Annotated in this window: 18 protein-coding genes; 7 read left to right on the top strand and 11 right to left on the bottom strand. The window is 65.5% G+C overall.

The annotated features are described in order from the left end of the window. Positions 1-275 precede the first annotated feature (275 nt). The 5 genes from METH_RS05355 to rpiA all read right to left on the bottom strand — a co-directional run bounded on the left by METH_RS05355 (position 276) and on the right by rpiA (position 4,924). A complete protein-coding gene (locus tag METH_RS05355; RefSeq protein ID WP_024089404.1) occupies positions 276-470 on the bottom strand; it encodes a DUF2065 family protein in 195 nt (64 codons plus the stop codon). Continuing rightward, a complete protein-coding gene (hflC, locus tag METH_RS05350) occupies positions 470-1,354 on the bottom strand; it encodes a protease modulator HflC (protein WP_024089403.1) in 885 nt (294 codons plus the stop codon). Before hflC ends, METH_RS05355 begins: the two co-directional genes overlap by 1 nt. Continuing rightward, positions 1,354-2,499 (bottom strand): FtsH protease activity modulator HflK, encoded by a 1,146-nt coding sequence (hflK, locus tag METH_RS05345; protein ID WP_024089402.1) that lies wholly within the window; start codon positions 2,497-2,499, stop codon positions 1,354-1,356. The genes hflC and hflK overlap by 1 nt, the downstream gene beginning before the upstream one ends. Positions 2,500-2,578: 79 nt before the next feature. After that, positions 2,579-3,934, bottom strand: coding sequence for a glutathione-disulfide reductase (gor, locus tag METH_RS05340; RefSeq protein ID WP_024089401.1), 1,356 nt, complete (start codon positions 3,932-3,934; stop codon positions 2,579-2,581). Between the two features lie 201 nt (positions 3,935-4,135). Further along, positions 4,136-4,924, bottom strand: a complete 789-nt coding sequence (gene rpiA, locus METH_RS05335) for a ribose-5-phosphate isomerase RpiA (protein ID WP_024089400.1) — start codon at positions 4,922-4,924, stop codon at positions 4,136-4,138. A 143-nt stretch (positions 4,925-5,067) separates the two neighbouring features. On the opposite strand from rpiA, the gene METH_RS05330 reads away from it, so the two are divergent. The 4 genes from METH_RS05330 (at position 5,068) to METH_RS05315 (ending at position 9,167) form a co-directional block, all read left to right on the top strand. Beyond that, positions 5,068-5,844 carry a methyltransferase domain-containing protein gene (locus METH_RS05330; protein ID WP_024089399.1) on the top strand — a complete coding sequence of 259 codons (777 nt, stop codon included), beginning with the start codon at positions 5,068-5,070 and terminating at the stop codon, positions 5,842-5,844. Positions 5,845-5,976: 132 nt separating this feature from the next. Continuing rightward, positions 5,977-6,684 (top strand): glutathione S-transferase family protein, encoded by a 708-nt coding sequence (locus METH_RS05325; protein WP_024089398.1) that lies wholly within the window; start codon positions 5,977-5,979, stop codon positions 6,682-6,684. Then, the gene (locus METH_RS05320) at positions 6,684-8,057 is read left to right on the top strand and encodes an L-serine ammonia-lyase (RefSeq protein WP_024089397.1); all 1,374 of its coding nucleotides are present in this window, start codon (positions 6,684-6,686) and stop codon (positions 8,055-8,057) included. The genes METH_RS05325 and METH_RS05320 overlap by 1 nt, the downstream gene beginning before the upstream one ends. Before the next feature lie 195 nt (positions 8,058-8,252). Beyond that, positions 8,253-9,167 carry a DMT family transporter gene (locus METH_RS05315; protein ID WP_024089396.1) on the top strand — a complete coding sequence of 305 codons (915 nt, stop codon included), beginning with the start codon at positions 8,253-8,255 and terminating at the stop codon, positions 9,165-9,167. Here the strand turns inward: METH_RS05315 and METH_RS05310 are convergent. Continuing rightward, complete coding sequence (locus METH_RS05310) at positions 9,154-9,840, bottom strand: thiamine diphosphokinase (RefSeq protein WP_024089395.1); 687 nt, start codon at positions 9,838-9,840, stop codon at positions 9,154-9,156. The genes METH_RS05315 and METH_RS05310 overlap by 14 nt on opposite strands. A 119-nt stretch (positions 9,841-9,959) precedes the next feature. Here METH_RS05310 and METH_RS24290 point away from each other — a divergent pair, with 119 nt between their 5' ends. Then, on the top strand, positions 9,960-12,080 hold the full coding sequence (locus METH_RS24290; RefSeq protein WP_169731235.1) for a chemotaxis protein CheA: 2,121 nt from the start codon (positions 9,960-9,962) through the stop codon (positions 12,078-12,080). A 231-nt stretch (positions 12,081-12,311) separates the two neighbouring features. Here METH_RS24290 and METH_RS05300 read toward each other — a convergent pair whose 3' ends face one another. From METH_RS05300 to nthA, 5 genes are all read right to left on the bottom strand, one after another. Then, complete coding sequence (locus METH_RS05300) at positions 12,312-12,548, bottom strand: DUF2842 domain-containing protein (RefSeq protein ID WP_024089393.1); 237 nt, start codon at positions 12,546-12,548, stop codon at positions 12,312-12,314. Beyond that, on the bottom strand, positions 12,548-13,861 hold the full coding sequence (locus METH_RS05295; protein ID WP_024089392.1) for an adenylosuccinate synthase: 1,314 nt from the start codon (positions 13,859-13,861) through the stop codon (positions 12,548-12,550). Before METH_RS05295 ends, METH_RS05300 begins: the two co-directional genes overlap by 1 nt. Positions 13,862-14,585: 724 nt before the next feature. Beyond that, on the bottom strand, positions 14,586-14,918 hold the full coding sequence (locus tag METH_RS05290) for a nitrile hydratase accessory protein (RefSeq protein WP_024089391.1): 333 nt from the start codon (positions 14,916-14,918) through the stop codon (positions 14,586-14,588). Further along, entirely contained in the window at positions 14,915-15,592 is a 678-nt protein-coding gene (nthB, locus tag METH_RS05285) for a nitrile hydratase subunit beta (protein WP_024089390.1), read from the bottom strand. Before nthB ends, METH_RS05290 begins: the two co-directional genes overlap by 4 nt. Beyond that, positions 15,589-16,215 carry a nitrile hydratase subunit alpha gene (nthA, locus tag METH_RS05280; RefSeq protein WP_024089389.1) on the bottom strand — a complete coding sequence of 209 codons (627 nt, stop codon included), beginning with the start codon at positions 16,213-16,215 and terminating at the stop codon, positions 15,589-15,591. Before nthA ends, nthB begins: the two co-directional genes overlap by 4 nt. Positions 16,216-16,397: 182 nt before the next feature. Here nthA and secG point away from each other — a divergent pair, with 182 nt between their 5' ends. Beyond that, on the top strand, positions 16,398-16,760 hold the full coding sequence (secG, locus tag METH_RS05275) for a preprotein translocase subunit SecG (protein ID WP_024089388.1): 363 nt from the start codon (positions 16,398-16,400) through the stop codon (positions 16,758-16,760). A gap of 171 nt (positions 16,761-16,931) precedes the next feature. After that, a complete protein-coding gene (locus tag METH_RS05270) occupies positions 16,932-18,575 on the top strand; it encodes a CTP synthase (RefSeq protein WP_024089387.1) in 1,644 nt (547 codons plus the stop codon). Positions 18,576-18,736: the final 161 nt, after the last annotated feature.

Here is an 18,736-nt window from a genome sequence, read left to right as displayed (position 1 = left end):
CCGGAAATTGCAATTGCCTGTGGCTGCACGGATCTACTCCTTGTCACTTCTCATTCTTCTTATCCGCCCCGGACCGGCGCAATCGCCGGCCACGCCGGGCGGAGCCTTACGGACCCAATGTAGGAACTCCCGCCCGCCCCGCAACAAATGTTGCAAGGAATAAAGCCGCTGTGAGCGGGTTTTCAGCCCGGACGGGGCGGGGACAGGTCCTGCTGCGGGCATCCTAGCAGGGAAACCTTACGGTTTCGCTGAAAATCTAGGGGGAAAACGGCGCCTCAGACCCCAAAACGGAACGCCAGCCAGACCAGGATCAGACCCAGCGCCAGCGCCGCCAGCCCGGCATTGCGGCGCTGCGCCTCGCTCAAGGCGCGCAGCATCTCCAGCAGATGCTCCACAAGCGAAGGGGCCAGTGCGTACACCAGCCCCTCTGCAATCAATACCAGCCCGAGAGCCAGGAGGATAAACCCCATTACTGCTCTGCCAGCGGCTTGCCGCTCGAGGATTTCAGGTAGTTGAAAAACTCGTTGTCCGGCGACAGCACCATGGTGGAATTCCCCGCCTTCAGCGAATTCGAATAGGCGTTCAGGCTGCGGTAGAATTCAAAGAACTCCGGGTCGGCACCATAGGCCTGGGCAAAGATCGCGTTGCGTTCGGCATCCGATTCACCGCGGATGATCTCGGCTTCGCGCTGCGCTTCGGACACCAGCTCGACCACGGTCCGGTCGGCCTGCGCCCGGATCCGCTGCGCCGCCTCGTTACCGCGGGCGCGCTCGTCGGTGGCTTCGCGCACACGCTCGGCCCGCATCCGCTCAAACGTCGCATCCAGGTTTTCCGACGGCAGGTCGGTGCGCTTCAGCCGCACGTCGATGATGGCAATGCCCAATGCGCGCGCATCGGCAATGGCGCCGTTGCGGATCCGCAGCATCAGCGCGGCACGGTCCGACGACAGGATATCGTTGGAGCTGACCGAGCCGAGGATCTCCCGGGTTTGCGCCCGCAGGATCGAATCCAGACGGTTTTCCGCGGTGGCGATACCGCCGACGCCAACTGCCTGACGGAACCGGTTGACGTCCACGATGCGGTAGCGCGCAAAGGCATCGACCACCAGACGGCGGTCGTCCGACGGGGTGATTTCCAGCGGGTCGATATCGCGGCTCAGGATGCGGTCGTCATAGCGCACGACCTCCTGGATCAGCGGGATCTTGAACGCCAGGCCCGGATCTTCCTTGACCGAAACCACCCGGCCGAACTGCAGCACCAGCGCCTTTTCACGCTCGTCCACAATAAACACCGATGACAGTGCGGTAATCACAGCGATCACCAGCACCGGCAGCAAAAGAGTTGTCTTACGCATCAGTTGCTTCCTCCGCGGCGCAGTTCATTCAGCGGCAGGTACGGCACGACGCCCTGGCCGTCGCCGGATTGCTCATCGAGGATGATCTTGTCGACCCGGCCCAGCACCTCTTCCATGGTTTCCAGGTACAGACGCTTGCGGGTCACCTCAGGCGCCTTCTGGTACTCGGTCAGAACCGCCGAGAACCGGCTCGCCTCACCCTGGGCTTCGTTGACAACCCGGGCGCGGTAGCCTTCGGCCCGTTCCAGCAGTTCCGCAGCCTGGCCGCGGGCCTCAGCCAGCGCATTGTTGGCATAGGCATCGGCTTCGTTCTGGCGCCGGTCGCGTTCCTGTTCAGCAGCCTGAACATCGCGGAAGGCGGCAATCACGGAGGCCGGCGGGTCGGCCTTGTCGAAGTTGACGCGGATGATGTTGATGCCGCTGTCATAATCATCCAGCGTGAACTGGATCAGCTCCTGCAGCCGCGAGGCGATCGAACCGCGGTCGCGGTTCAGGATCGGCGCCAGTTCGGACTGGGCGATAATCTCGCGCATCGCCGATTCCGACACCGCCCGGATGGTGGTGCGGGCATCGCGCAGGTTGAACAGGAACTTCGCCGGATCGCTGATGTTCCAGACCACCTGGAAATCAATATCGACGATGTTCTCATCGCCGGTCAGCATCAGCCCGGCTTCCGAGCTGCGGCCGCCGCCGACACCGATGTCTTCGGTCTGTTCACGGGTGACCGGCAGGATCTCCTTGGTCACCAGCGGCCAGGGCGCAAAGTTCAGGCCCGGCTGCCCGGTCGAGGAATATTCGCCCAGGAACAGCTCAACCGACTGTTCTTCCGGCTTCACAGTATAAAAGCTGGCAAAGCCCCACAGGACCGCTGCCGCAATAACGGCCAGCCCCACCGTGCCCTTGGTGAACATCGGTCCGCCGCCGCCGGAGCCGCCGCCGCCGCGCCCGCCGGAGCCGCCGCGCCCGCCCATAAGGACGCGCAGCTGCTCCTGGCCTTTCTTCACCAGTTCGTCAATCTCGGGGATCTGGGGCTCATCCGGCTTGCGGCCGCCGCCGCCGCCATTGTTGCCGCCGTTATTGCCCCGGTTGCCTCCGCCGCCAGAGGAGCCACCGCCCCCCCAGGGGCCACCGCTATTGCCCGCCATTTCTCTCCTATCCGTATGCTGCTGCCCATGAGTTTCCCCGATGGGCGGCATGTGTTGTCAATTATTGCCGGCCGCCCGATCAGGTCGAACGCACCGGAGTCTTCAAGGTTACCAACTCTTCCGACATTGTCGGATGGACCGCAACTGTACGGTCGAAATCTTCCTTGGTCGCACCCATCTTTACGGCGATTCCCGCCAGCTGGATCATCTCTCCGGCGCCGGGTGCGACGATATGGCAGCCCAGCACCTTGCGCGTCGCCTTGGAGACGATCAGCTTCATCAGCACCCGCTGGGCACGGCCCGCAAAGGCCTGCTGCATCGGCTTGAAGGAGGTTGCATAAACCTCGACCGGCTCCTGGTCGCTGGCGTCCTCTTCGCTCAGCCCCACAGTGCCCATCTCCGGCTGGGTGAAAACCGCCGTCGGGATCAGGTCATGGTCGGGGCTGGTCGGGTTGCCCTTGAACACCGTCTCGACAAAAGCCATGCCTTCGCGGATCGCCACCGGCGTCAGGTTCACCCGGTCGGTCACATCGCCGATCGCATAGACCGACGGCACCGAGGTCTGGCTGTACTGGTCGACCACGATCTCGCCCTTGCGGCCGCGCTCCACACCGATCTCCTCCAGGCCAAGGTTGCCGGAATTGGGGTTGCGGCCGGTGGCATACATCACCTTGTCGAACAGCCGTTCCTGGCCATTGGTCGACTTCACCCGGATCTTATCGCCTTCCTGGCGCATCTCCAGCACGTTGGTGCCCAGATGCACGTCGATCCCGGCCTGGCACATTTCCTCGCAGATCAGGCCGCGCGCCTCGTCGTCAAAGCCGCGCAGGATCTGCGCGCCGCGGTAGAACTGCGTGGTCTTCACGCCCAGCCCGTTCATGATGCCTGCAAACTCACTGGCGATATAGCCGCCGCCGACGATCAGCAGCGTCTCCGGCAGCTTGTCCAGGTGGAAAATCTCGTTCGAGGTGATCGCCAGCTCCGAGCCCGGAAACTCCGGCACCGACGGCCAGCCGCCGGTAGCGATCAGGATGTGCTTGGCGGTCTTGCGGGTGCCGTCGGCCAGCTCAACCGTATGCGCATCGGCCAGCTTCGCGCGCTGGTCGAAACTTTCGACGCCGTTATTCTTCAGGATATTGCGGTAGATGCCTTCCAGCCGGTCCAGTTCGGCATGCAGCTTGCCCTTGAAGCTGTCCCAGTTGAACCCGCCGGCCTGAATGTCCCAGCCATAGGCCTGGGCGTCCTCGACCATGCCGGAATATTCGGAGGCAAACACCATCAGCTTCTTCGGCACGCAGCCGCGGATCACGCAGGTGCCGCCATAGCGGTCCTCTTCGGCCAGCGCCACCTTGACGCCTTCCTGCGCCGCAACGCGGGCTGCCCGCACCCCGCCCGAGCCGCCGCCGATGACAAACAGATCGTAATCAAAGCTCATGAATTTCCGCCCTTTGCATCTCTTGTGCAGGTGTATCCCATAACGGACCACCAAACGCCATATGCCCAAGTGGGCGTTATTCGGCCGCTTTCAACCTTTTGCTGCAGAAACAAACGGGGATGTGAGGCGGAAAGCCCGTCACTCCGACCCAAGGCGCCGCCCGGCCTGCCGGCCGGGCGCACCATAGGTTTGCACCGGTCCTCAATCCGTCAGATCGGTGAACAGGTTGTCGGTCTCGGCAAAGTCCAGCCTGTCTTTCTCAACCGTGCCCTCGTTGATGTCGCGCACCTCGACCCGGCCGTCGCCATAGCCGATCACCACCGTGTCGCAGATGTCGATGAACAGCCCGTTCTCGATCACGCCGGGGATCTGGTTCAGCACCAGCGCCAGCTGACGCGCGTTACCGATGCGTTTCAGATGCAGGTCAAGAATGTAATTCCCCTCATCGGTCACAAACGGCGCATCGCCGTTCATCCGCAGGGTGGTGGTGCGGCCCATCACATCCATCGACACCAGGGTTTCCTCGATCAGCGCCTGGCTGCTCTGCCAGCCGAACGGCAGCACCTCGACCGGCAGCGGAAAGGCCCCCAGCCTCTCGACCGACTTGCTGGCGTCCGCAATCACCACCATCTGGTCCGATGCGGTGGCAACGATCTTCTCCTGCAGATGCGCGCCGCCGCCGCCCTTGATCAGGTTCAGATCGGCGTCAAACTCATCGGCGCCGTCAATGGTCATGTCCAGCCATTTGGCCTCGTCCAGCGACACCACATTGATGCCCACATCCCGCGCCAGCGCCGCGGTCCGGCTAGAGGTCGGCACGGCGGTGATCTTCAGCCCGTCGCGGCTCACCATCTCACCCAGGCAGCGCACCAGCCAGGCGGCGGTCGAGCCCGTGCCAAGACCAACCCGCATGCCATCCTCAACCATTTCAGCCGCCCGTTTGGCAGCCACGAATTTCGCCTTGTCGATCGGCGACAGCTCTCCGGTCATCGGGGGCCTCCATGAATACGCGTTTGCGGCGGTTATAGGCGGTTTGGCGCCTCTGCGCGAGGGGGCTTGCAGCGGTTTCCGGCACCGCGGCTGGAAATGCGCCGCAGCCGGGCTATTGATTTTCAACTTGGGGGACCAGAACCATGCTGCAATTCGACGAAGAAACCGCCCGCGTCCTGGAAGACGCCTATCAGGGCGCCGATGTGTCGCAGCGGCGGCGGGCCAGCTTTGACGCGCTGGCGCCGCTGCCGGGCGACCGCATCCTGGATCTGGGCTGCGGCAACGGGCTGCTGACACTTGAGCTGGCCCGCGCCGTCGGCCCCGCCGGCCATGTGACCGGCCTGGACGCCAGCCCCGACATGCTGGCCGCCGCCCGCAACCGGCTGGCAGGCCGCGCCAATACCACCCTGGCCGAGGGCGATGCCGCACGCCTGCCGTTTGAGCCGGAAAGCTTCACCAAGGCGGTTTCGCTGCAAGTCTTCGAATATCTGAACGACCGCCGCCCTGCCCTGAGCGCCCTGCACAACGTGCTGCAGCCGGGCGGGCGGCTGGTTGCGGGCGACATGCATTGGGGCACATTGGCCTGGCACAGCGACAACACCCGGCGCATGGAGCGGATGCTGGAGGCCTGGAACCGCCACATGGCGGTGCGTGATCTGCCCGCAAAACTGCCGGCCGAACTGCGCAGCTGCGGATTTGAAATGCAGCGGATGCACCCGGTTGCAGTCTGCGACACCGCCCTGCGCCCCGACGGGCTGGCGGCGATGATGATCCAGCTGATCCGCGCCTTTGCGGTGGACATCGGCGCCACCGACCCCGACGATGCCGCCGCCTGGGCGCAGGAACAGCAGGAACTGGCCGCCGAGGGGCGGTTCTTCCTGTCGCTGACCCATTTTGTCTGCACCGCCCGGCGGCAATGACCGCCTGTGCCGCAGGCAGGGATCCGCCGCTGTGCAGGGCGGCAGGGAATCAGGCATCACAAAGGCGGGTTTCCTATTGGAAACGCCGGAAATGGACACACGCGGCGGAGGTTTGCGACATATTGTTACGCCATGAAACCCGAATACCGTCTTCACTTCGCCCCTGACAATGCCTCGCTGGTCATCCGGCTGGCGCTGGAGGAGCTTGGCCAGCCGTATGAAACGGTGCTGGTCGACCGCCGGGCAAAGGCCCAGCGCAGCGCCGGATACCGGGCGCTCAATCCGAACGGTTTGATCCCGGTGCTGGAAACGCCGGACGGGCCGCTGTTTGAGACCGCTGCCATCCTCTTGTGGCTGGCCGGCCGGCACGGGGCGATGGCCCCGGCGGCAGGGAGCGCGGATTACGCGCCGTTTCTGAAATGGCTGTTCTTTGCCTCCAACACCCTGCACGCCGACCTGCGGATGCTGTTCTACCCGGAGCAATACATTGGCGCGGACAAGGCCCAGCAGGCACAGCTGCAGTCCGTCTTGCGCCAGCGGCTGCACCAGCATCTGACCAATCTGGACCGCGCCGCCGCCGGCCGCCCCGCCTGGCTGGGCGCACCGCAGCCCTCGGTTCTGGACTATTACCTGGCCTGCCAGATGCGCTGGATGGCGCTCTACCCTGCCGATGCGGACAGATCCTGGTTCCGCATTGCCGAATACCCCAGCCTGCAGCGCCTCTGCGCCGGGCTGGAACACCGCACGGCCGTTACCACCGCGCGCCAGGCCGAGGGCCTCGGTGCCGCCCCGTTCACCTCCCCCGCCTATGCCAATCCCCCAGAAGGATCAGCCACCTGATGTTCCTCTCCGTTTTCGACATGTTCAAAGTGGGCATCGGCCCGTCCTCCTCGCACACCATGGGTCCGATGGTCGCCGCCGCGCGGTTCCTCGATGTGATGCGCGCCTCGCCGTTCGAATTCCACGGGCTGCGCGCCTCGCTGCACGGCTCGCTGGCCTTCACCGGCGTCGGCCATGCCACCGACCGCGCCACCATTCTCGGCCTCGGCGGCTTCCGCCCCGATGATTACGACGATCAGAAGGCCGAGGCCTTCCTTGCGGAACTGGCCGAAACCCGCAAGATGCAGCCCGAGGGTCTGGGCGAGCTGCACTTCGACCCCAAGGCCGACATGATCTTCGACTACGATCACGCGCTGCCGGGCCACGCCAACGGCATGATCCTGATGGCCACCGACGCCCAGGGCGACGTGATCCTGAAACAGGTCTACTATTCGATCGGCGGCGGCTTTGTCGTCACCGAGGAAGAACTGGCCCAGGGCAAGGCGACCGACGAAGGCGACCCGGTGCCCTACCCGTTCAAATCCGCGGCCGAGATGCTGGAGATGGCCAAATCCAGCGGCAAATCGATTGCCGGCATGAAACGCGCCAATGAAATCGCCCGCGGCTGCCCCGAAAGCCTGTCCAAGGGCACCGCCCGCATCTGGCAGGTGATGAACGACTGCATCAACCGCGGGCTGGAGCGCGACGGCATCCTGCCCGGCGGCCTCAATGTGCGCCGCCGCGCCAAGGGCATCCATGACGCGCTGCTGGCCGAACGCGGCATGAACCTGACCGCGCCGCACACCATCAACGACTGGATGAGCGTCTATGCAATGGCGGTGAACGAGGAAAACGCCGCCGGCGGCCAGGTTGTGACCGCGCCGACCAATGGCGCCGCAGGCACCCTGCCGGCGGTGATCCGCTACTACCTCGACCATGTGCCTGGCGCGTCTGAGTCCCATGTCGAGGATTTCCTGCTGACCGCCGCCGCCATCGCCGGCCTGGTCAAATACAACGCGTCGATTTCCGGCGCCGAAGCCGGCTGCCAGGCCGAGGTCGGCTCGGCGGCCGCGATGTCGGCCGCCGGCCTTTGCGCGGTGATGGGCGGCACCCCCGAACAGGTGGAAAACGCCGCCGAGATCGCGCTGGAGCATCACCTCGGCATGACCTGCGACCCGGTCAAGGGCCTGGTGCAGATTCCCTGCATCGAGCGCAACGGCCTCGCGGCGATCAAGGCGGTCTCCGCCGCCTCCCTCGCGCTGCGCGGCGACGGCCAGCACTTCGTGCCGCTGGACGCCTGCATCGAAACCATGCGCCAGACCGGCGCCGACATGCATGACAAATACAAGGAAACCTCGCTCGGCGGCCTGGCGGTGAACGTCCCCAACTGCTGAGCCCCCGCTGTCCTGCAAAGAGAGCGTGACACAAGGCCCGTGGCTGACCTTGGGAAGGCGCGTATGCGCCTGACCGGGGGCAAGGTCAGGCGCGGGCCGTGCCGCGGCGCACCACCTCCCGAAAAGAGTGCAGCGCTCCTCTTTCCCCCGCAACTCCAGCTTGCACCGCCCACCGCGCCGGCCTAGCGTGGCGCCATGATACAGGACCGCCCCCTCCTCGGCATTGCCCTGATGCTGGGCTTCTGCGTGACCATCCCGGTCTGCGACGCCATCGCCAAACTGCTGGGCGCCCATATTCCCGTGGGGCAGATCGTCTTTGCCCGCTTCGCCTTTCAGGCGGCGCTGCTGGTCCCCTTTGCCTGGCTGCTGGGCTGCTCGCTGAGAATGCCGCGGCATGTGCTGCCTTACCTGCTGCTGCGGACCCTGCTGCAAATGGGCGGCGTCGGCGCCATGTTCACCGCCTTCAAATACCTACCCCTGGCCGATGCGGTGGCGATTGCCTTTGTGATGCCCTTCATCATGCTGCTCCTGGGCAAATACGTCCTGAACGAAGAAGTCGGGCTGCGCCGCCTCGGCGCCTGCGCGGCCGGCTTCACCGGCACCCTTCTGGTCATTCAGCCAAGCTTTGCCGCGGTGGGCTGGAACGCCCTGTGGCCGGTGCTGGTGGCGGTGATCTTTGCCCTGTTCATGCTGGCCACCCGCAAGATCGCAAAGGAGACCGAACCGGTCTCGCTGCAGGCGGTCTCCGGCCTACTGGCCAGCCTGTTCATGCTGCCGATGCTGTGGTTCGGTGACAATGCAGGCCTGGTCGGCCTCAACTTCGACATGCCGCCCAGCCACACCTGGGGCTTGCTGGCTGCGACCGGCGTGCTGGGCACCATCGCGCATCTGCTGATGACCTGGAGCCTGCGTTTTGCCCCCACCGCCACGCTGGCCTCGATGCAATACCTGGAAATCCCGGTGGCGGTGTTCTTCGGCTGGCTGATCTTTTCCGAGCTGCCCAACACGCTGGCCGCCTTCGGCATCCTGCTGACCATCAGCGCCGGGCTTTATGCGGTGCTGCGCGAGCGCAAGGCCTCGGAAACCGAGGAACGGATCAACCCCGCCTGAGATCCTGCCCGAGGTCCAGCCTGACCGCCGCCACCACCTCGGCCAGCAGCCGCCGCGGCACGATCGCCAGCAGCCCCGGCCCCTCCGGCACCAGCCGCAGCGGCCCGGTGGCCCGGTTCGAGGTGCCGATCCGCCCCATCGGCGACATCCGCAGCCCGCCGATGGGCCACTCCAGTCCTTCCGAACGCCCGGTCACCTCCTGCATCGGAAACAGCGAGATCACCTCCCCCGCCTCTGCGGGCAGCTCGACCGCATGGGTCAGGTGAAAGATCACTTCGGTTTCGCCGATCAGCACACACGGCGCCGGATGCCCCTGCACCAGCGTATTGAACGCCGCCAGCTGGTGATCCACCCGTGCGCCCAGAAACCCCACCGCCAGCACCGCCGGCGCCGCAATCCTGCGCAGCGCCTTGTCGAAATCGGTGCTGTCCTGCTCCGCCACCGGAAACAGGCTGCCCGGCGGCAGCCGGCCCCGCACATCCCCGGGCAGCGAGTCGAAATCACCGATCACCGCCTGCGGCACATGCCCCGCCGCCAGCGCCGCAACCGCGCCGCCATCCGCCGCCGCCAGCACCGGCGCCAGCGCCAGCGCCTCTTCCAGCGCGCCGGAGGCCAGCTCACCGCCGCCAACCAGGGTGATTGGTTCCAATTCCTCAACAATCAGATGATTCATGGGCAGCATTCCTGGCAGTTTTGGAAACAAGTCACAATGTGAACACAAAATGATACGATCAATTGCACGGATTCGAGCAAAATTGGTCCTTCAAGCCCATATGGTAAATAACAACTGATGTGACGAAGACGAGCGAGCTGATGGTACATAACAACAAAGTCTTGACCGTATCCTATGGAACCTTTTCCTGCACTTTGGAAGGGTTCGAGGATTCCTTCGGCACAATGAAGGCGATTGCCGAGTACTTCCGCGACCTGGCTTCCGATGACCGTTACTTTGGGGCGGAACCGCCGCAACCCGACGCCGACATGCTGGCCCGCATCGCCCAGCGCGAAATTGCCCGCCAGGTCGAGGCCCGCACCAGCGACGGCGGCATTCACCTGCGCGCCGCCACCCCGGCCCTTGGCGCCGCTGCTGCCGAAGCCCCGGCGCCGGCCCCGGCTGCCGCTCCGGCACCTGCACCTGCACCTGCGGCAGAAACCGCACCGGCCGCTGCGCCGGCTGCTGAACAGCCCGCTCCGGCACCCGCCGCGGACCAAGCCGCCGAAACCCCTGCCCCGGCGGCAGCGGAGCCGGCGGAACAGCCCGCAGCAGCTGAGGCCGAAGCTCAGGCAGACAGGCTTGCAGCCAAAGAGGCCAAAGCCGCTGCCGAAGCCATTGCCGAAGAAGCCAAGGCCGCCGCCGCAGAACTCGCCGCAGAAATCGCCGAAGCCGAAGCCGAAGCCGAAGCCGAAGCCGAAGCCGAAGCCGAAGCCGAAGCCGAAGCCGAAGCCGAAGAAACCATCACCGCCGTGCTGGAAACCGCAAGCGAAGACTCCGCTCCGGCCAAGGCTTCCTCTTCCGTCGAACTGCTCGAAGTCAACGAGCCGGAGGCCGAGACCGAGGCGGAAACCGAAGAACACGCCGCAGCGCCCGTCCGCCGCGAAGAAGACACCGTGCCGGCCGCCGACAGCATCGCCGCCAAGCTGCAGCGCATCCGCGCGGTGGTGGCACAGACCCCTGTCGAAGACTTCACCGAAGACGAACATGCCGACGATGTGCTGGAAAGCGCAGCCGAGGACATCACCAGCGCGCTGCTGGAGGATGGCAGCGACGGCGCGCCGGACTTCGATGATGAAGGCGACGATGCAATCGCCAAGGCACTGGACCGCCTGGACCTGAACACCGGGGCCGCCGAAACAGCAAGCGATGCGCCCGCACAAGACGGCGGCAGCCTGTTTGCCGGCCTGCAGGATGAAGACCTTGCGCCGGCTGCTGCAGATACCGCAGATGCCGCAGACAGCCGCGGCGCCGGCAGCACCGCTGACGAGGCCGCCGCCAAGCCTGCTCCGGCCCGGGTGCGGATCACCAAGGTCAAACGCGCCGATTTTGACCAGGCCGTCGCCTCTGGACAGCTGCAGGAAACCAATGCCAGCGAAGACCCGGCGCCCGCCCAGCCGTCCCTTTCGGAAGACGACGAAGCCGACCTGATGCGCGAACTGGCCGAGGTGGAGGCCGAGATCCTCGCCGCCTCCGAGGCGGATGAAGGTGCCGCTGAATCGCCCGATGCCGAAGCCCCGGCCCAGCCCGCAGCCGCCGGGCTGCCGGACAGCGATGTCTCCCGGCTGATGGCCGCCGCCGACGAAAAACTCGAAGACCCGGACACAACCTCTTCCCGCGAGGCCTACAGCCAGCTGCGCGCCGCCGTCGCCGCCACCAAGGCCGAAGGCGCTGCCGCCGTCAGCGCAGGCAGCGATGGCGCCAAACCCTACCGCGAAGACCTGGCCAGCGTGGTCCGCCCGCGCCGCCCGGAACCCCGCCCGAACGCCTCGGAACGCCCGGCCGCCCCGGCCGCCCGCCCGGCGCCGCTGAAACTGGTGGCCGAACAGCGCATTGACGAAGGCAGCGCGCCGCAGCAGCCGGTGCGCCCGCGCCGGGTCTCGGCTGGGGTTCTGGACGACGGCACCGAAGGCAGCAGCGGCTTTGCCTCCTACGCCGCCGACCGCGGCGCCGCCGAGCTGCATGAGCTGCTGGAAGCCGCCGCCGCCTATATCAGCTTTGTCGAAGGCCGCGACCACTTCTCGCGCCCGCAGCTGATGAGCAAGGCGCGCAGCGCCGGCAGCAGCGACTTCAACCGCGAGGACGGGCTGCGCTCCTTCGGCCAGCTCCTGCGCGACGGCAAGATCGAACGCTCCGGCAACGGCAAGTTCACCGCCTCCGGCGACATCGGCTTCAAGCCCGGCAAACGCGCCGCAGGCTGACACCCCGGACAGAACACACAAAAAAGGCGGCCTCCGGGGCCGCCTTTTTCCGTTCCACCGGCCAGATGCTGCTTCATCTGTGCAGAAATACCCCGGGGTGAATTGACCCGCAGGGCCAAGAGGGCCAGCGCCCCTCTTCATTCAAACCTGAGGGCCAGCGCCCCTCTCCACTCAAACCTGAGGGGCAGCGCCCCTCTACCCCTTCAAACCTGCGGGGCAGCGCCCCTGCGCTTACTGATCTTCCGCGTCCGGCTCCGCCTGGCCGACGCCGCGGAACACAAATTTGAACGGCAGCACCCAGGCAACCCCCAGCGCCACATAGACCAGCAGCTCCAGCCACAGCGGCGGCCGGTCCAGCCAGTTCATCACCGTGACCGCGGCCACGATGTAGACCGGCATCCCGACCAGCAGGATCACCAGCGCCCAGCGCCGCCGGGCCTTGTAGCTCAGCCCCTTGCTCCCGGCCATCAGTCGGCAAACGGGTCGGTCACCAGAATGGTGTCGTCCCGCTCCGGGCTGGTGGACAGCAATGCCACCGGGCAATCGATCAGCTCTTCCACCCGTTTCACGTATTTGATCGCATTGGCCGGCAGGTCGTTCCAGCTGCGCGCGCCTTCGGTGCTTTCGCTCCAGCCCGGCATTTCCTCGTAGATCGGGGTGCAGCGGGCCTGCTGGTCTGCCGCGGTCGGCAGGTAGTCCAGACGTTCCCCGTCCAGCTCATAGCCGACACAGATCTTCAGGGTCTCGAACCCGTCCAGCACATCCAGCTTGGTCAGCGAAATGCCATTGATGCCCGAAGTGGCGCAGGTCTGGCGCACCAGGCAGGCATCAAACCAGCCGCAGCGGCGCTGGCGGCCGGTGGTGGTGCCGAACTCATGGCCGCGCTCGCCCAGACGCTGGCCATCCGCATCCGGCGAGCCATCGGCCTGCAACAGCTCAGTCGGGAACGGGCCTTCGCCGACCCGGGTGGTATAGGCTTTGACAATGCCCAGCACATAATCGATCGAGCCGGGGCCGATGCCCACGCCGGTGGCCGCCTGGCCCGCAATCACGTTGGAGGAGGTCACAAAGGGATAGGTGCCGAAATCAATGTCCAGCAGGGCGCCCTGCGCGCCTTCGAACAGGATCCGCTTGCCCGCCTTGCGCTTCTCGTTCAGCACCTTCCAGACCGGCGCCGCATAGGGCAGGATCTGCGGTGCGATCTCTTTCAGCTGCTCGATCAGCGCGTCGCGGTCGACCGGATCGACGCCCAGCCCCTTGCGCAGCGGATCATGATGCTGCAGCGCGCGGTCGACACGGGCAATCAGCGTTGCCTCATCGGCCAGATCCGCCACGCGGATCGCACGGCGGCCCACCTTGTCCTCATAACACGGGCCGATGCCGCGGCCGGTGGTGCCGATCTTGGTGCCTTTCGAGGCCGCCTCTTCGCGCGCCCGGTCCAATTCGCCATGCAGCGGCAGGATCAGCGGCGTGTTTTCCGCAACCATCAGGGTTTCCGGCGAGATCTCCACACCCTGCGCCTGGACCGTGGCGATCTCTTTCATCAGGTGCCAGGGGTCCAGCACCACACCGTTGCCGATGACGCTCAGCTTGCCGCCGCGCACCACACCCGAGGGCAGCGCGTGCAGCTTGTAGACCTTGCCGTCAATGACCAGCGTATGGCCGGCGTTGTGGCCGCCCTGGAAGCGCGCGATCACGTCCGCACGCTCGCTCAGCCAATCCACGATCTTGCCTTTACCTTCGTCGCCCCACTGGGCGCCGACTACGACGACATTGGCCATATCCGGTCCTTTACAGTCTTGGTTCAAACCCACGCTCATATAGCGATGCTGCACCGGCAGGGGAACCGGTTTTTCGCCGCAGTCAGACGCCAGACACCCTTTTCAGCCCGATCACCAAGGGCTGCGCCTGCCTGGGCGGGCGCGAATGCGCCGGCTTGCCGCTGATTCCCGAACTGACAAAAAGGGCAATCGTCCCTTCGGCAAAAGGGCGGGCGTCTGCCCGCGGGGGGGGCGCCGCTGCGCTTGTGCGGGGCAATTTATCCCCGCAACATCCGTACGAGTTACTAATGGAGCACTGCCGTCTCGAAAGCGCCAGCCCGTTGGGGCGGGCAGGCGCTCGCCCGGCGGCGCTGCCGCGCCTTGATACCGGGCGGGTGTTGCGCACCCGCCGCACGCACGCTTCACGCGATCCTCATCCCCGTCGGACAGACTGCCAGCTGATCGATCGCCCGCCATGGCTCCGCGCGCGGGGCCATGATACAAGGCACAGGCATCTGTGCGGCTGCCTGCGCAGCACCCGGAGACCGGCCCCGATAATAAGGGGGTCGTTCAGGAACTCCTGTCCGAGCAGGCCCTGCGGGGTCTGTCCATCCTCTCACCGGCGGCGCCGCCCCCCTTGCTATCCGGTACCCCGACATAAGACAAAGCGTCAGCAGACAGACAGACAGACAGACAGACCCGCTTAGGGCGCAATGCCCCCCGGCGGCCGGACCTGCGGGCGCATTCAGCCCTGCAGATGCACCGGCGCGCCATGCGGGGTGGACAGATAGGCCTCCTCCCAACGGCTGCGCATCCCCTCGGCCTCGGCGCGGGAGGCCGTGCCGTCATCGGCCAGAACCTGCTCCAGCGTCTCCAGCCAGGCGCGGAAATAATCCTCGCCGCCATCCAGCTCCCGGTTCAGCCCGTGGCGTTTCAGCGTGGCCGAGAACCGCTGCACCCAGTCCGCCCAGGTAAACCTCCCAGCCTCGTTCAGTTGCACCGTGAGAGCAAAGACCTGCGCGTGCCAGGGTTCGGCAAACACAGGCTCCGGCGCGGATATGCCTGCACAGTCACTCATAGCGGCTCCAGATAGCTTTGCCACAGATCCAGCACCACCTCGTCCCCCGGGTGTTCTGCATGCGCCCACAGCACGCGCGCCGGAAACCGCACCGCATACAGCGGCTCGGGCGCCTCGCCCAGCCCATGCGCGCTGCTGTCAGGAAACACATGGGTGCCATGCATCCGCAGAATATAACCGCGCGCCCCGGCGGCATATTGCGGCAGCCGCGTGTGGCCGCCGTCCACCAGCGCATTATCCGCCGGCAGTCGCGCCCGCACCGCCTGCCCCGGATTGAACCGCGGCTTCGGCCCGCCCTGCCGGTCCGCCGGGCCGCCCTTGGCCAGCGCAGCGGCGGCATTCTTGGCCGTCAAGGCCCGTTCCGCCAGCGCGTGCAGCCCCGCCGCGCCCTTGCCCTGCAGATCCTCCCGCGTCAGCACATCTTTTTCGACCAGAAGATCCGCCAGCGCCGCGATCCATTTCTCATAGTAGGAAAAGCGGCTGTAATCCTGCGGAGACAGCCGCTCGCGCGCATGGCGCGAGGTATCGATGTTCCACTGCCCCAGCGCACCGCAGGCCAGCGTCACCGCCAATGCGCGGGCATGCCAGTCTTCGGCAAACACCGGTGCATCCGCGGCTTCCGGCACCACCGGGCCGTCGCCGAATCGCCCGCCCATGTCATGCACCCGGGTCATGACGGCGCCCCTTCCGGCACTTTTGCCAGACCGGTGCCGATCATGCTGTCACGGGTGACCAGCGCCGCCAAATCATCCTCGCTCAGACCCGCGCTGCCTTCGGGGCGCACCGGCAGCACAAGATACCGCACCTCAGCGGTCGAATCCCAGACCCGCACCGCGGTGCCTTCGGGCAGGGTTACGCCGAAATCCGCCAGCACCTTGCGCGGCTCCCGCACCGCCCGGGCGCGGTAGGCGTCGGATTTATACCAGCCCGGCGGAATGCCCAGCAGCGGCCACGGGTAGCAGCTGCACAGGGTGCAAACGACCATATTGTGCTGCGCGGGCGTGTTCTCCACCACCACCATATGCTCGCCCTGGCGGCCGTAATAGCCCAGGTCTGCCAGCACCGGATCGGCATCCGCCAGCAGCGCCGCCTTGAACTCCGGGTCGCTCCAGGCCCGCGCCACCACCCGGGCGCCGTTCTGCGGGCCGATCCTGTTCTGATAGGTCTCGATGATCTCCTCCAGCGCGGCGGGATCAATCAGCCCTTTTTCAACGAGAATCGTTTCCAGCGCTTTGACCCGCAAGGCGGGTTCCGGCGGTAAAAGAGCGTGCGGGTGGTCAGGGTCATCATGAGGCATGAAAAAACTCTGCCCTGCCGCCAGGGCCCGCGTCCAGTCACAATGCACTGCGCAAAGGCCGCAACAGGCCCTCTGACCGCACGTCACGCCGATGCTCCAAGGCGAAGCAAACTCCGCCCTTGCCCCCCCGGTCAATCTTGCCTATTTACCGCCCGATACTCAGCCAACCGCCGCAGGGACCCATGGAAAACGTTGTTCTCATCATCCATCTTCTTTTGGCTCTCGGCCTGATTGCAGTTGTACTGCTGCAGCGTTCCGAAGGCGGCGGCCTTGGCATGGGCGGCGGCGGCGGCGGCGGAGCGATCTCCGGCCGCGCGGCAGCCACCGCGCTCAGCAGGCTGACCTGGCTGCTGGCGATTGCCTTCATCTGCACCTCGATCACCCTGACCGTTCTGGCCGCGCAGAAATCAGCGGGCGCCTCGGTCACCGACCGTCTGGCCGTGCCGCAGACCGAAGATCCGGGCGCACCGGCGGCGCCGCTGGGCAGCGATCTGCTGCCGCCCAGCGAAGGCGACAACGCTCCGCTGGTTCCCAGCGCAGACTGATACACTACACCTTGAGAGGGTTTTAGGAGCCGCAACAGCATCTTGCGGTTCCCTTGCGTATGTCGCGCGAATCCTTTATATATAAAGTCCCGTGGTGCAGCGGTTTTTGAACCTGTTTCAAAACCCGCCGGGCAGCTGAAATCTGACTTCTCACGGGGGCAGCCGATACTCATGGCGCGTTTCATTTTCATTACTGGCGGTGTTGTTTCATCTCTGGGCAAAGGCCTGGCCTCGGCAGCGCTTGGCGCGCTCCTGCAGGCGCGCGGCTACTCCGTTCGCTTGCGCAAGCTGGACCCCTATCTGAACGTCGATCCGGGCACGATGAGCCCGTTTGAACACGGCGAGGTCTTTGTCACCGACGACGGCGCCGAGACCGATCTGGACCTGGGCCACTACGAACGCTTCACCGGCGTGCCCGCCCGCAAGACCGACTCGATCTCCTCGGGCCGGATCTACACCAACGTGCTGGAGAAAGAGCGCCGCGGCGATTACCTCGGCAAGACCATCCAGGTCATTCCGCATGTCACCAACGAGATCAAGGATTTCATCTCGATCGGCGAGGATGAGGTGGACTTCATGCTCTGCGAGATCGGCGGCACCGTCGGCGACATCGAAGGCCTGCCCTTCTTCGAGGCGATCCGCCAGTTCGCCCAGGACAAGCCGCGCGGCCAGTGCCTGTTCATGCACCTGACCCTGCTGCCTTATATCAAGGCGTCCGGCGAGCTGAAGACCAAACCGACCCAGCACTCGGTCAAGGAGCTGCGCTCGATCGGCCTGGCGCCGGACATCCTGGTCTGCCGCTCCGAAGGGCCGATCCCGAAGAAAGAGCGTGAAAAGCTGGCGCTGTTCTGCAACGTGCGCCCCGACTCGGTGATTGCCGCGCAGGATCTGAAATCGATCTACGAGGCGCCGCTGGCCTATCACCGCGAAGGCATGGATCAGGCGGTCCTGGATGCTTTCGGCATCTCCCCTGCCCCCAAGCCGAACCTGGCCCGCTGGGAAGATGTGGCCGACCGCATCTACAACCCCGAAGGCGAAGTGAAGGTGGCCATTGTCGGCAAATACACCCAGCTGGAAGACGCCTATAAATCCATCGCCGAGGCGCTGACCCACGGCGGCATGTCGAACCGGGTGAAGGTGAAGATCGAATGGGTCGACGCCGAGCTGTTCGACAAGGAAGACGCCGCCCCCTACCTGCAGGGATACCACGCGATCCTGGTGCCCGGCGGCTTTGGCGAGCGCGGCACCGAGGGCAAGATCAAGGCGGCGCAATATGCGCGCGAAAACAAGGTGCCCTATCTGGGCATCTGCCTCGGCATGCAGATGGCGGTCATCGAGGCCGCGCGCAACGTCGCGGGCATTGCCGAGGCCGGGTCCGAGGAATTCGACCATGAGGCTGGCAGGAAACGGTTCGAACCGGTGGTCTATCACCTGAAGGAATGGGTGCAGGGCAATCACAAGATCAGCCGCAAGGCCGATGATGACAAGGGCGGCACCATGCGCCTGGGCGCCTATGACGCGGCGCTGACCGAAGGCTCCAAAGTGGCCGCCGCCTATGGCAGCACCCATATCGAGGAACGCCACCGCCACCGCTATGAGGTGGACATCAAATACCGCGAAAAGCTGGAAGAATGCGGGCTGAACTTCTCGGGCATGTCGCCCGACGGCCGCCTGCCGGAAATCGTGGAATGGAAAGACCATCCCTGGTTCATCGGCGTGCAGTTCCACCCGGAACTGAAGTCCAAGCCGTTTGCGCCGCATCCTTTGTTTGACGATTTCGTGCGCGCCGCCAAAGACACCTCGCGCCTGGTCTGAGGGATCGTGCGGCAGGCAGGGGTCTCCCGCCCGCCGCCTGGCTCACATCACGTGAGCAGCGTCCGTTGGGCCCGGCGCCGCTGCGCGGCGCCGGGAACATACAGAAAAAGGCGGGCCAGCGGCCCGCCTTTTGCCTTTTTATTGATTTCATTCAGGCCGGT

Source organism: Leisingera methylohalidivorans DSM 14336 (genome assembly GCF_000511355.1).
GTDB classification, from domain to species: domain Bacteria; phylum Pseudomonadota; class Alphaproteobacteria; order Rhodobacterales; family Rhodobacteraceae; genus Leisingera; species Leisingera methylohalidivorans.
This window is presented reverse-complemented; position numbering and strand designations above follow the sequence as displayed.